Origin of the sequence: Clostridium sp. OM05-9, assembly GCF_003481465.1 — a bacterium.
Classification (GTDB): domain Bacteria; phylum Bacillota; class Clostridia; order Lachnospirales; family Lachnospiraceae; genus Coprococcus; species Coprococcus ammoniilyticus.
Window position 1 is genome coordinate 243,268 of the sequence record NZ_QULF01000001.1, and the last position, 13,987, is coordinate 257,254.

The 13,987-nt window shown below is 41.6% G+C and carries 13 protein-coding genes; 8 read left to right on the top strand and 5 right to left on the bottom strand.

Annotated elements, in window-relative coordinates; genetic code table 11:
• Window positions 1-47: 47 nt before the first annotated feature.
• Window positions 48-1,376, bottom strand: coding sequence for a sodium-dependent transporter (locus DXB77_RS01110; protein WP_118662475.1), 1,329 nt, complete (start codon window positions 1,374-1,376; stop codon window positions 48-50).
• 363 nt (window positions 1,377-1,739) lie between these two features.
• Here DXB77_RS01110 and DXB77_RS01115 point away from each other — a divergent pair, with 363 nt between their 5' ends.
• Genes DXB77_RS01115 through sufU form a run of 6 tightly spaced genes read left to right on the top strand, consistent with a single transcriptional unit; the run spans window position 1,740 to window position 7,097 of the window.
• Window positions 1,740-2,165 carry an Rrf2 family transcriptional regulator gene (locus DXB77_RS01115; protein WP_021943695.1) on the top strand — a complete coding sequence of 142 codons (426 nt, stop codon included), beginning with the start codon at window positions 1,740-1,742 and terminating at the stop codon, window positions 2,163-2,165.
• Between the two features lie 23 nt (window positions 2,166-2,188).
• Window positions 2,189-2,950, top strand: coding sequence for a Fe-S cluster assembly ATPase SufC (gene sufC / locus DXB77_RS01120; RefSeq protein WP_118662476.1), 762 nt, complete (start codon window positions 2,189-2,191; stop codon window positions 2,948-2,950).
• Window positions 2,951-2,975: 25 nt separating this feature from the next.
• On the top strand, window positions 2,976-4,382 hold the full coding sequence (gene sufB / locus DXB77_RS01125) for a Fe-S cluster assembly protein SufB (protein WP_021943693.1): 1,407 nt from the start codon (window positions 2,976-2,978) through the stop codon (window positions 4,380-4,382).
• Window positions 4,383-4,395: 13 nt separating this feature from the next.
• Entirely contained in the window at window positions 4,396-5,487 is a 1,092-nt protein-coding gene (locus DXB77_RS01130; RefSeq protein ID WP_118662477.1) for a SufD family Fe-S cluster assembly protein, read from the top strand.
• Window positions 5,468-6,685: a SufS family cysteine desulfurase gene (locus DXB77_RS01135; RefSeq protein WP_118662478.1), complete on the top strand. Its 1,218-nt coding sequence runs from the start codon at window positions 5,468-5,470 to the stop codon at window positions 6,683-6,685. Before DXB77_RS01130 ends, DXB77_RS01135 begins: the two co-directional genes overlap by 20 nt.
• Window positions 6,675-7,097 (top strand): Fe-S cluster assembly sulfur transfer protein SufU, encoded by a 423-nt coding sequence (gene sufU / locus DXB77_RS01140; protein WP_182439414.1) that lies wholly within the window; start codon window positions 6,675-6,677, stop codon window positions 7,095-7,097. Before DXB77_RS01135 ends, sufU begins: the two co-directional genes overlap by 11 nt.
• 261 nt (window positions 7,098-7,358) lie before the next feature.
• Here sufU and DXB77_RS01145 read toward each other — a convergent pair whose 3' ends face one another.
• From DXB77_RS01145 to DXB77_RS01160, 4 genes are all read right to left on the bottom strand, one after another.
• Window positions 7,359-8,183, bottom strand: coding sequence for an amino acid ABC transporter ATP-binding protein (locus DXB77_RS01145; RefSeq protein WP_008399945.1), 825 nt, complete (start codon window positions 8,181-8,183; stop codon window positions 7,359-7,361).
• Window positions 8,167-8,877 carry an amino acid ABC transporter permease gene (locus tag DXB77_RS01150; protein ID WP_118662480.1) on the bottom strand — a complete coding sequence of 237 codons (711 nt, stop codon included), beginning with the start codon at window positions 8,875-8,877 and terminating at the stop codon, window positions 8,167-8,169. Before DXB77_RS01150 ends, DXB77_RS01145 begins: the two co-directional genes overlap by 17 nt.
• Window positions 8,878-9,022: 145 nt before the next feature.
• Window positions 9,023-9,904 carry a transporter substrate-binding domain-containing protein gene (locus DXB77_RS01155; RefSeq protein ID WP_347470675.1) on the bottom strand — a complete coding sequence of 294 codons (882 nt, stop codon included), beginning with the start codon at window positions 9,902-9,904 and terminating at the stop codon, window positions 9,023-9,025.
• A 102-nt stretch (window positions 9,905-10,006) separates the two neighbouring features.
• Window positions 10,007-10,885 carry a YitT family protein gene (locus DXB77_RS01160; RefSeq protein ID WP_044944542.1) on the bottom strand — a complete coding sequence of 293 codons (879 nt, stop codon included), beginning with the start codon at window positions 10,883-10,885 and terminating at the stop codon, window positions 10,007-10,009.
• Window positions 10,886-11,130: 245 nt separating this feature from the next.
• Here DXB77_RS01160 and DXB77_RS01165 point away from each other — a divergent pair, with 245 nt between their 5' ends.
• Together DXB77_RS01165 and DXB77_RS01170 are read left to right on the top strand one after the other, a co-directional pair.
• Complete coding sequence (locus tag DXB77_RS01165; protein WP_118662481.1) at window positions 11,131-12,354, top strand: SLC13 family permease; 1,224 nt, start codon at window positions 11,131-11,133, stop codon at window positions 12,352-12,354.
• A gap of 889 nt (window positions 12,355-13,243) precedes the next feature.
• Window positions 13,244-13,987, top strand: a complete 744-nt coding sequence (locus DXB77_RS01170; RefSeq protein ID WP_118483356.1) for a LytTR family DNA-binding domain-containing protein — start codon at window positions 13,244-13,246, stop codon at window positions 13,985-13,987.

Below are 13,987 nucleotides of genomic sequence, written 5' to 3' on the forward strand. Positions count from 1 at the left end.
GATCCAACCAAAAGAACAGGCGGGGGAACTCCCCGCCGTTTTGTTTTTTAGAACGATATATGTTTAAACAACGCAACTGCACATAATACAATGGCAAGTGGTACATAGAGGTAGCGTCCGATGGAATACCAGAGTGTGCCACGATTCTCTTTGCTGCCGCAGTTGACGGCTTCGAGCAGTTCATCCTTCTTCATGACATAGAACCATGAGACAGCGCCGATGGTTGCGCCGATCGGGATAATGTAGATCGAAACAATATCCATCCAAGGTCCCCATTTGGAGATCATTTCCATACCGATGCCACAGCCAAGGCATAACACACCGATGATGATCAGGACTGCGGTACGGCTGAGCTTCGGAAACTGGTGTAAGAGTGATTCAGCAACCGCCTCAAACATATTCTGAAGGGAGCTTACACCGGCGAAGATCATTGCTATATACAGGATAATTGCAAATAACCGTCCGAGCGGAATATTCTGTAAGATGGTCGGCAGGGTAACAAAGAGAAGGCTTGGACCTGCTCCGACATCAACGCCATAAGAGAAACATGCCGGGATAATGACCAGTGCTGCGACAACGGCAGCGATCGTATCAAAGATCGCAGTATGTCTGGCAACCCCGACAACATCTTCATCCTTTGACAGATAAGCGCCATAGACGATCATGCCGCTTCCCGTAACTGACAGGGAGAAGAATGCCTGTCCCATTGCCCAGATCCAGATCATAGGATCAGCAAGCTTTGACCAGTCCGGTGTGAACATGAACTTATATCCTTCTGCTGCGCCCGGAAGCATAGCAACACGGACTGCAAGGATCAGAAAAATGATGAAGAATAACGGCATCATGATCTTATTTGTCTTTTCTATACTATGTGCACCGAAGAACAGAGTCAGAAGCGTTCCGGCTACCACGATAATGTGAAGCGGGATCACGGAGAACGGTTTGGATGAAAATGAATCAAACCAGGCTGCTGTATCTTCATGCATTAAAGTTCCGACCAGAGAATCAAGGAAGGCTTTTAAAATATACGAAACGATGATCGCATAACCGATCGCGATACATAAGGAGCCTGCAAGTGGAAGCCACCCAAGCAGTCCACCTGCAGTACCGGCTTTTTTACCTCTTGTTTCCCATGCATATTTATAAGCACCAAGTGTTCCTGTTCCGGCTCTTCGTCCGACTGCAAATTCGGTCGGAAGTGCCACATAGCTGAATATAAAGATAAAAAGCAGGTAGATCAGCAGAAATGCGCCGCCACCATTACTTCCCAATTTATTTGGAAATCCCCAGACATTTGCCATACCAACGGCAGAACCAACAGAAGCCAGAATGAATCCCCATCTGCTTCCAAAACTTTTCGTATTTTTATTACTCATAAACTAACCCTATCTATTTCTTTATTATATAGATGATTGCGTAATTCAGATTTATAAACTAGCATGAATGGTTTGACTTACCAAAACAGTGGCATTTGAGTCCGCCGGTCCTTAGATGGCACATAAGTGGCATCTTAGTACCGTTGCAGGACGAAACGAGCGGAAGCGTCCACTGGTTGGTAATGTCAGAATCATTTATGCATATTAGTAACTAATGCTTACGCAATTATCTATACGTGCCATACTGTTCCAGTTTAAAGGTTTACAGTCGAAAAAGCAACAAAAATATTATTAACCTATTGACATGGTAGGTGAATAGGAATATTATCTTTGTAGCATAATTTGGAAAGAGGGAGAAATACTATGGTCATCTCGTCAAAAGGACGGTATGCATTACGCGTTATGGTTTATCTGGCGGTAAATCATGATGGCAGTTTTATACCATTAAAAGAAATATCACAACACGAAGAGCTGTCACAGAAATATCTGGAAAGTATCACCCGGATGCTGTCAAAAGCACATCTGATCGAAGCAGCAAGCGGACATGGAGGTGGCTATCGTCTGACCAGAGAACCGGAGGAATACAGTGTGGGAGAGATCCTCAAACTGACCGAAGGAACCCTTGCACCGGTATCCTGCCTGAAGGATGATTCAGTACCGTGTGACCGGTCGGAATTATGTTATACATTACCGATCTGGCAAGGACTTGCCGATCTGATCAATAATTATTTTGATAATATGACACTTGCTGATGTGGCAGGAAAAGCCGGACAAACAGTGAAAGAATAGATGAATATACAGGAGGCACGAATATGTCAGAGAAACAGTTATTAAATGTAAAGAATTTGTATGTAGATGTAGAGGAGAAGCAGATTCTTCACGGTGTTGATCTGTCGATTGGAAAAGGTGAGACACACGTTCTCATGGGACCAAACGGAACAGGTAAATCAACACTTGGCTATGCACTCATGGGAAATCCAAGATATACCATAAAGAGCGGAGAGATCTGGTTTCAGGGTAAAAATATTACAGAGGCGCCTGTCAATGAGCGGGCGAAAGCAGGAATCTTCCTGTCCTTCCAGAATCCATTAGAGGTTCCGGGTGTGACTTTAAGTTCATTTATCAGAAATGCATTGGAGCAGAAGACAGGAAAAAGACAGCGTTTATATGATTTCAAAAAAGAGCTGGAGCGTACAATGGAGATCCTTCAGATGGATCCATCCTATGCAGAGCGTGATCTGAATGTCGGATTTTCCGGTGGTGAGAAAAAGAAGGCAGAGATCTTACAGCTCCTGATGCTGAAGCCTTCACTTGCAATCCTTGATGAGACAGATTCCGGTCTGGACGTTGATGCTGTAAGAACAGTATCTGCCGGTATCGAAGAATACCAGAAGAATTGCAAGGGCAGTCTTCTGATCATTACCCATAGCACGAAGATTCTGGAGTCCTTATCTGTTGATCATACACACGTTATGGTAGAGGGTAAGATCATACAGACTGGTGATGCATCTCTGGTAGAGGAGATCAACCGGAATGGATTTGCAAAATACGAGAAGACAGAGCAGAACCTGTAGTCTTTGAAAGGAGCATCCGATAGATATGAAAGAAAAAACATATGTAGAAGACATAGACAGAAATATATATGACTTCAAAGATGATGAAAAAGATGCTTATAAGATCAAGGCAGGACTGACACCTGAGATCGTTGAGCAGCTTTCAAAAGAAAAACATGATCCGGCATGGATGCAGACCTTCCGTTTGGAATCCCTGCAGATCTATAACAATATGGAAGTACCGGACTGGGGACCATCGATTGAAGGTCTGAATATGGATAACATCGTAACCTATGTCAGACCAAATACAAATATGAAAGCAAAATGGTCTGATGTGCCGGAAGATATCAAGAATACATTTGAACGACTGGGCATCCCACAGGCAGAGAGAAAATCTCTTGCAGGTGTCGGAGCACAGTATGATTCCGAGCTGGTATACCACAATGTCCGTCAGGAGGTAGCTGAAAAGGGTGTTGTATATACCGATATGGAGAGTGCATTAAATGGCGAATATGCAGATATGGTAAGAAAGCATTTTATGAAGCTGGTTCGCCCAAATGACCACAAGTTCGCAGCTCTTCATGGTGCTGTATGGTCAGGCGGTTCCTTTGTATATGTGCCAAAGGGTGTATCCGTTGAGATTCCATTGCAGTCCTATTTCCGTCTGAATGCACCGGGAGCCGGACAGTTTGAACATACCCTTATTATCGTGGATGAGGGCGCGGATCTTCATTTCATTGAAGGCTGTTCTGCACCAAAATATAACGTGGCAAATCTCCATGCCGGATGCGTGGAATTATTTGTCGGTAAGAATGCGAAGCTTCGTTATTCGACGATCGAGAACTGGTCAAAGAATATGTATAACCTGAATACAAAACGTGCAGTTGTAGAAGAAGGCGGAACGATCGAATGGGTTTCCGGTTCCTTCGGATCCCATGTATCCTATCTGTATCCAATGAGTATCCTGAAAGGAAAGGGCGCGAAGATGGAATTTACCGGTATCACGTTTGCTGGAAAAGGACAGAATCTGGATACCGGAGCAAAGGTCGTTCACAGTGCACCGGATACCAGTTCCTACATTAATACAAGATCTATTTCAAAGGATGGAGGTATCAGTACTTTCCGTTCTTCCGTTGTAGTAGCAAAGGAAGCAGAGAATGCCAAGGCAGCAGTATCCTGTCAGTCGCTGATGCTGGATTCTATCTCAAGATCTGATACGATCCCGGCGATGGATATTCGTACCAGAAAGGCAAATGTAGGACATGAGGCACAGATCGGCAGTATCAGTGATGATGCGGTATTCTATCTGATGTCCCGTGGTATGAGTGAGGAAGATGCCAGAGCTTGTATCGTCAGCGGATTTGCGGACAACGTATCAAAGGAGCTTCCGCTGGAATATGCTTTGGAAATGAACAATCTGATCCGTCTGGAAATGAAGGGCAGTATAGGTTAGGAGGAAATGAGCAATGGACAAGAATACGATCAATATTAATAAACTTCCATCCAAAACATGGTACTGGCTTCATATGAATGATACAAAGGTTTCATGGAATCCTGATATAGCACCATGTAAGGTGACGGTAGAGGAAGCATTTGAGGATAAAGAGACAAACAGCCTGATATCCGGGGATGCAGCAGAATTTGCCACAGTTGAGAGTGGAGCAGGAAGAGAGGCTGATCCGATTTTTGCAGATGTGCAGACAGAAAAAACAGTTCTGACTGCTTCGGGCAAAGACGCAAAGGCAACAATCCGTCTGGCTGTTGATGGAACGACAGCAGGGTCTGCGGCAGGTGCATGTTATCTGACAGCAGAAGAAGGTACGGATACAACCATAATTGAGACATTTACAAAGAAAAGTGAGCAGGCAGGTTCACTGGCATATCGTACGATGATACAGGCAAAGAAAGACAGCCGTGTCCGTCTGGTACAGGTATTTATGCAGGATGAAGAACAGACTCTGTTAAATGATATCGGTTGTGTCTGCGATGAAAATGCAAAGTTCGATATCCTTCAGATCTTTATCGGAAAAGGTGATCTCTATAACGGAATCCGTACAGATCTTAAGGGTACAGGAGCAGATACACAGGTCGAGATCGGCTACCTTGGACAGAAGACACAGAAGATTGATGTGAACCTGATCATAAATCACTTCGGTAAGAAGACGAATTGTGAGATCCAGGTAGATGGAACCTTAAAGGATGCAGCAGAGAAAGTATTTCGTGGAACGATCGATTTCAAGAACGGCGCATCCGAATCCACAGGTGCAGAGACAGAAAATGTACTACTGCTTGGTGATGATGTGATCAATAAGACGATCCCGATCATTCTCTGTGCAGAGGAGGATGTAGAAGGTTCTCACGGTGCAACGATCGGTGAACTGGATGAGGAGACATTATTTTATTTTGAATCAAGAGGCATCGACAAGGAGACTGCGGAGGATATCATGACCCGCGGCAAATTCGAGATGTTATATCGCCACATAGGAGACGAGCAGACACAGAAGCTGGTAGAAGCACAGCTTGCGGAGGTAATGGCAGATGATAGAGAAGAATTATAAAGAGGATTTTCCGTTATTACAGACAAATAAAACCATTTATATAGACAATGCGGCTACAGCACAGAAGCCGGCAGTTGTAATTGAAGCAGAGAAGCGTTTTTATGAAGAAAGCAATGCAAATCCGCTTCGTGGTTTCTATCCGCTGAGCCTTGCAGCAACAGAAGCATATGAAGATGCCAGAAAAGTTGTGCGTGATTTTATTCATGCAGATTCTGAAAAAGAAATCATCTTTACAAGAAATACAACAGAGAGTCTGAACCTTGTTGCATACAGCTATGCATGCAGTCATTTGAAAGCAGGAGATGAGATCGCAGTCAGCATCATGGAGCATCATAGCAACATTCTCCCATGGCAGATGGCAGCGAGAATGACAGGTGCAACGGTCCGGTATCTGAACTGTGAGAAGGACGGTACTTTGACAGATGAGACACTTGCAGCAGGAATCAATGAGAAGACAAAGCTTGTAGCGATCGGACAGGTATCCAATGTCCTCGGTTGTGTGAATCCGATCAAGAAGATTTCAAAGCTTGCACATGCGGTCGGCGCGGTTATTGTAGTAGATGCGGCACAGAGCGCACCGCATATGCCGATCGATGTCAAAGATCTGGATGCGGATTTTCTTGCATTTTCCGGTCATAAGCTGATGGGACCGATGGGTATCGGCGTGTTATATGGAAAAGAAGCATTACTGGAAGAGATGCCGCCATTTATGACAGGTGGCGAGATGATCCAGTCCGTAACGACAGAAGGAGCGGTATGGGCTGAGCTTCCGCATAAGTTCGAGGCAGGAACTGTAAATGCGGCCGGAGCAGCCGGACTTGCAGCCGCAATTTCATATATTAATAAGATTGGATTTGAGACAATCGAGCAGAGAGAACTGGAACTGACCCGACATGCGATGGAAGGACTTGCAAAGATTCCACATGTTCATGTGATTGGCTCAGAAGATCCTGCAAACCATACCGGTATTGTGGCATTTACGATCGACAACGTACATCCACATGATGTCAGTGAGATCATGGCAGCAGATGGGATCGATGTTCGTGCCGGACACCATTGTGCACAGCCGCTGCTTACTTATCTGAGGGTATATAATACAACAAGAGCCAGCTTTATGTTCTACAATACGATAGAAGAAGTCGATGCATTTGTAGAGAGTGTTGCAAATGTCAGAAGGAGAATGGGATATGGAGAATAGAAGTTTTTATAATGAAATCCTGACGGAACACAATATCCGACCGGAATTCAAGCATGATCTTCCGGATGCGAACATTGTACTGGAAGGTGTAAACCCGAACTGTGGGGATGATATCTGGTTGAAATTAAAAGTAGAAAACGGAATTATCGAAGACGGAGCATTTGTCGGAGACGGCTGTGCAATCTCACAGGCGTCCGCAGATATCATGCTCGGCATGATTGTTGGCAAGACCGAGAAAGAAGCATTGAAGCTTGGAAAACTTTTCTTAAAGATGATACAGGGCGAAGCAACCGATGAAGAAATCGACGAACTCGAAGAAGCTTCCGCCTTAAAAGACATTTCCCATATGCCTGCCCGTGTAAAATGCGCAGTCCTTGGTTGGCATACCCTGGAGGAAGCATTAAAAAAATAAACGAAAAACAGCTACTGTCATATGTCAGACGACATAGATAGTAGCTGTTTTAAAGTTTTCAGTTATTCACGCTGTGTAACTTCGAACTGTTTTCTATAACGTGGATAATAAAAGAATGCATGACATCTTTATGTAGCAAACCTATTCGAACGTCGGTCCTTAGCGATCCGCATAAGCGGGAGCTTAGTACCGTTACGTGAGAATAGAGTGCAAACGATTTGCGAAATAAAGGGTGTCATGCATTCTTTTATGTGTCACAGTCTATAATACTTTCGAAAGGAAATCCTTCAGTCGAGGATTCTTCGGATTGCCAAAGAATTCTTCCGGCGTTCCGGTTTCAAGAATCTGCCCCTCATCGATGAAGAGGACTTTATTGGCAACCTCCTTGGCGAAGCCCATCTCATGAGTAACCACGATCATGGTCATTCCTTCTTTTGCAAGATCCTTCATCAGGTCGAGAACTTCTCCAACCATTTCAGGATCAAGAGCAGAAGTCGGTTCATCGAATAAGATCACATCCGGATTCATAGCAAGTGCACGGATAATGGCAACTCGCTGTTTCTGACCACCGGATAAAGTAGAAGGATATACATCTGCTTTATCTTCCAGACCGATCCGTTTCAGAAGTTCTTCTGCCTTTGCTCTTGCCTCGGCAACAATCTGAGATTTACTTGTTGTAATCTCAATTTTCTCCTGTTTTTCTTTGCGGAACAGGTTCGTAAGCGGAAGCATACGATTATGACGCTTTGCTTTTTTTAGATCCTGACAACGCACCAGTACAGGAGCAAGCATGATATTTTGAATAACCGTTTTATTATTATACAGATTGAAATGCTGGAATACCATTCCCATATGACGACGGTGGATATTGATATCAACCTTCGGGTCGGCAATGTCGACACCATTGAAGATGATCTGACCGCCGGTCGGGTCTTCCATACAATTTAAACAGCGAAGAAATGTACTTTTACCAGAACCTGAAGGACCGATTACAACCATTATATCGCCTTTATCGATTGTGACATTGATGCCTCGTAAAACTTCATTGTCACCAAAGTGTTTTTCAAGATTAATGACGTCTATCACTCTTTCTCAGGCTCCTTTCCATAAGTTTGATACCAAGGCTGATCAGAAGCACCATCACAATGTAGATCAGTGCCATAACCAGATATGGGATCATGAATTCGTAGCTGTTACTACCAATATAGTTAAATGCTACATATAAGTCAGTAGCACCAACAAAGCTTACAACAGATGTTTCCTTGATCAAAGATATAAATTCATTTCCCAGAGTAGGCAGAATATTTTTGACTGCCTGCGGGATCACGATCTTGCGCATGGTAGTTGCAAAACTAAGTCCCATGGCACGACCACCCTCCATCTGTCCGGGATCAACAGAAAGGATACCGCTTCGCATGATTTCGGAAATATAAGCCCCACTGTTTAGACCGAATACAAGCATTGACACCTGTACACCGCTCATATGACCTCCTGCGATAGGGAGCAGAACATAGTAAAACAGCAGTAACTGCACGACCATAGGAGTTCCACGGAAGAATCCGACATAGACGCTGCAGATTGCATCTAAAACTCGTGGCAGTCGTTTATATTTTGGAATGACGCGGACAGTTGCAATGATGGTTCCGATCAAAATACCGATGATCAGACCGGTTATGGCGATGATAACGGTATTCTTCAGACCTTCAACAACCTTTACATATCCTCTGTTATCAATGAATATTTCTATGAACTTTTGTATTTTACTTGAAATGTCTCCCATGAAATATCCTTTCAATATCTATCAGATAACAGGTAATTGTAAAATATAGATACACTGAATCAGCAGAACTGTTTTAGCAATTTACAATTACCTGTTACCATATATTTTCTTCACGCGAGGAACGCGTGATTCTTATAGCATATTTTTACTGCATAGCATTTAATGATTTTGTAATGGCAGCAGCAGGAGCAGAATCAATAATAACATAATTTAAGTTACCATTTAACAGATCCTGAACTGCAAGAGAACCGTTCTTGTAACCGGTAGATGTCATCTTAAGACCAGCGAATCCCCAGTCATCATCACCTTCGCAGTAGAACTGTCCGGTTGTACCTGTCTGGAAACCAATCTTGCTGCTTGAATCCTTAGCGTTAAGGATTGCATTTACATCATCGGCAGTCTTACATTCGTCAAATTCTGTGTTGTCTGATGGAACGATCAACTTCTGGGAAGCCTTGTAGTAAGAATCTGAGAAAGCTACATATTCTTCACGATCCGGCTTGATTGTAAGACCGGCCATAGCGATATCACATTTCTGCTGACCAACGGAGAGACATACAGCATCGAAATCCATGTTCTGGATAACCAGCTCCTTACCGAGCTTGTCAGCAAGTGCCTTAGCGATCTCCATATCGATTCCGTAGTAGTTCTCACCCTTTGTATACTCAAATGGTTCGAATGCAGCGTTTGTTGCTACAACTAACTGATCCTTGCTTGAGTCTAATGTAGCTGATTCAACAGCAACAGGTTCGCCATCGCCGAAGTAGTGATTGCAGATCTCTTCAAAAGAACCATCTGCATTCATATCCTTGATAAATGCATTTACCTGATCCAGTAACTCCGGCTGAGTCTTATCTACACCGAAAGCATACTGCTCATCTGTCAGATCGATCTCGATAACTTTGGCTGTCTTCTTGTCGGATGACTTTTTGCTGTCATCGCTCTTGCTTCCGCAGGCTGTCAGAGAAGCCATAGCCAGAGCTGCGGACATCGTAATTGCTAAAAATTTTTTAAGTTTCATTTTCATTACTTCCTTTCATTCTTTTCTGAATAAATATACCATTGTGTTTTGAAAAATGCAATTTATATATGCAAAAAAATGCTGAAAATTACAGGTTTTATGCAGGTTTTATAAATGCTTTTCGTATTTTCCGCCAATATGCATACCTTCTTTTACGACAACAAAGGCGTGTTCATCGATGTTTTTCAGTCCGCGGCGGAGATGAACACATTCATATTTGGAAAGGATCGTAACGATCATATAAGTTGTTTCTTCGGTATAACCACCACGCGCCTCCCACCAGGTTGCATCCCGGTGAAATTCATTTACGATGTAATCAAGGATGGCTTCCGGTTCTTCTTTTGTATAGATCACAACTTCGGTATTGATGTTCTGCGTATGTGCTTTGTCAGTCATCAGAGTACTGACAGCGGAATAGATAATGCTGTATACGGCTGTCGGGATACCAAAAAGGATTGCACAGATGCCGTAGACAACAGCATTAACTGTCAAAGATACCTTTCCCACGCTGAAATTTTTGTATTTCTTGGTAAAGAACATACCGACGATATCCATACCGCCACTGGAGCCGCCGGAGCGTAAGGAGATACCGATTCCTGTACCGGCGAGAAGTCCACCCATAATGCTGGCAGTCAGGCTGTCATTGACCAGAGGTGTAGCCGGAATTGGAAATATACTTAAGAATATCGTCTGACTGATCAGGCAGACCAGTGTCCGGCTGAAGAAACTTTTGCCGATTGAGATATATGCCATGATAAATAAAGGTATATTTAAGATAAAGTTGATAATACCTGCGATATCGGTTCCTGATGCAAGCGATGGAAATACTTGGATCAGTAAGGTTCGTATGATCTGGCTGATACCAAGGACACCGCCGTTATACAGACTGGCGGGGACGATAAAGAAGTTGATTCCGGCGGCAAATAAAACCATGCCGCCGATCGCAGCAGCATTTCTTTGCCAGAGTGTTTTGTCTTTGAGATTCATATGCATGCCCTCCCTTATTAATGCTTGTACAGCTTGTGTAGATTATGAGCTTCAACCTGTTGATACTATCAAGACAGGAACGCTTTTGTAAATATTTATATGTAAAGTATAAAATATTTCCGGTAAAAAAGCATCTAAAATATAAGGAAGACTTGATCATAAATTGCAGAATTACAGGTTGTGGGGCGGAAGTGAATGCAGTACAATAATGCAAGCAGAAAATATGTGTTAAGAGGATTAGAAGGATGAAAAAGATTTTATATTTTATAAAGAAGGAAACCGTGTTATCGATCGCGGTCGTGCTGGCAGTGATATCAGTATTTTTTGTAGTTCCTGACAGAGAATATATTTCGTATATTGATTTCCGGACACTGGCGATCCTGTTCTGCCTTATGAGTATCGTTGCCGGCTTGAGGAATATTGATGTGTTTGATAAATTAGCAGAACGACTGTTATCAAAGGTGCATGGGATCGGAGGAGTAACGGTAATCCTTGTATGCTTGTGTTTCTTTATGTCGATGTTTATAACAAATGATGTATCACTTATTACATTTGTGCCGTTTGCAATTATAATAATGAAGAAACTGAATCCGGACACTGATAGCAAATGGATGCTAAAAGTAATTGTCATGCAAACGATTGCGGCGAATCTTGGCAGTATGTTGACACCTCTTGGTAATCCTCAGAATCTGTATTTGTATGGAAAAGCAGGTATAGGTATTGCGGAGTTTTTAAAGATCATGCTGCCGTATACAGTCTGCGCATTTGCTTTGTTAATGGCATGGATCGGTCTGGCATCCATGGTTCGAAAAAGAAAGTTAAGTCATGATGGGAAGACAGAAATAAAGCAGAACAAAGGCTTAGACTCTGTTGAAGATAAAGCTTCAACGAAAAGACAGAAGGATTCGTTGAGTGCTTCCGGTTCAAAATGGGAGAAAAAGGATGCGGAATGGATTGAAAAATTTACAGCATATCTTATTCTGTTTGTCATAAGTCTGCTTGCGGTTTCACATATTCTTCCGTATGGTGTGCCTTTCGCGTTAGTATTTTTATATTTGCTTCTGCGTGACCGGAAAATTCTGACACAGGTTGATTATTCTCTGTTATGTATTTTTATCGCGTTATTTATATTCATCGGTAATCTTGGACGTATCCCGGCATTCAGTCAACTGCTTTCGGATATATTGACCGGACGGGAGGTGGTCACTTCGGTAATTGCAAGTCAGGTAATGAGTAATGTTCCGGCTGCGATTTTGTTATCCGGATTCACAGACCATATCCGGGAGCTGGTGATCGGAACCAATCTCGGGGGACTTGGAACGTTGATAGCATCAATGGCAAGCCTGATCAGCTTCAAATATGTTGCAAAAGAGGATCGGTCATTTAGGGGCAGATATTTTCTGGAATTTACAGTTGCAAATGTTATTTTCCTTTTTATAATGATGATTCTTTATTGTTTACTTTCTTAGCATAATCAAGTAGAACAGCAGGGACGGAGGTATGGATGATCTCACTGACGGTTATTTTAGAAAATGATTTGTGTGTCATCAGTTCTTTTAATGTAGCTGCCAAAGCTTTTTTGTATTATAAGAAACTTCTTCGTTTGTTATAAGAGATCCTTCCATTTTCTTCATGTTAAACAAGCGATATGGATATTCAGGTTCAGGATCAGATCGATGACATTCTGGCAGAAAGTAAAGGATCTTTTCTAAATAAATATATATTAGAATCAACCCCGCTCCGGGTATACTGTGTATTTTATATCAGGTATATTCGGGGCACTTTTTTATGCTTCTGAAGTAGATAAAATGACAAGATGTGTGCAATTCCTATACGCAGCTTTTGTTACAGAACAAAAAACGACGGTTCAGAACAAATAAATAGAAAAATCGCATATAGCCTCTTAAACTATAACCATCGTACGAAATACATAACGGATGGCGCTTAAAGGGAAAGGGGAAAAATATGGCATTATATGGTCTTGATTTCTGGGAATGGCTTAAAAAATTTGTAGGCTGGGGAAAATAAAAAAATATTATGGAGTTGAGCGGAAAAATATTTTGACAGACAATATTTATCTATATAAAACAATGACAGTTTATGATTCTAAAGGGGGCTTTTAATAAAAGGGGGATTGTGAACAGAAAAATTTATAATAGTTAAAATTGTATATCTAGCAAAAGAAACAAAATGACTGCGGTTGTTAATGGTGGCATTAACAGAACATAAAAATAGTCCAAGTAATTTGGGCTATTTTTTTGTCTGTTTTTCTCGAAATATGTCGAATAGCGAACTTATTATTGTAAATAAAAAAGAAATAACGTATTATTTTAAATAGAAAAGAATGGGGGTGTTTTTATGAATATTGTTATTTGTGATGATGACGATAAAGTAATAAAAAATGTAGCGAATGTATGCAGGAATGTATTGTCGGTAAAGTCAAAAATTAGTGCTTTTCATTCTGCTGAAAGTCTGATACAAAATCTGACAAATGATGAAGAACTTGTGGATTTGTTTATATTAGATATAGAGATGCCGGGAAAGAATGGATTGTGGTTGAAAAAAGAATTGGAACAATATCGATATGGAAGTAGTATCATATTTTTAACAAGTCATGATGAAATGATTCAAGAAGCGTTCGGCAGATATGTTATAGGTTTTGTAGATAAAGTTAGTTTTGATAAAAATACAAATGTTTTAGCAGATAAATTAAGATTGTTTGAACAGGTAGAAAGTGGAAAGAGAGTAGTTAACTTAAAGGATGAGTTAGGTAGCTTTTGTATACAGTACGATAGAATCATAAAAATTATGTCCGAACATGTCTATACATATATTGAATACACTACTGGTAAAATAGTAAATGGCTTATTTATGACAGATAAGAAGTTAGTTAGACGTTCTTTAAAGGATTGGGAAGTTGAATTAGGGAATAGTTTCTTACGGATAAGTAAAAGCTGTATTGTTAATATGGAATACATTCAGAGACTTGATCACAAAGTGATTTTAAAAGATGGGTCTGAAATTTCAATTCCAAGATCCAACATCAATAAGTGCCGTGACTGTTACTTTGAATTTTGCAAGACAAAAATGAAATGGAATTAG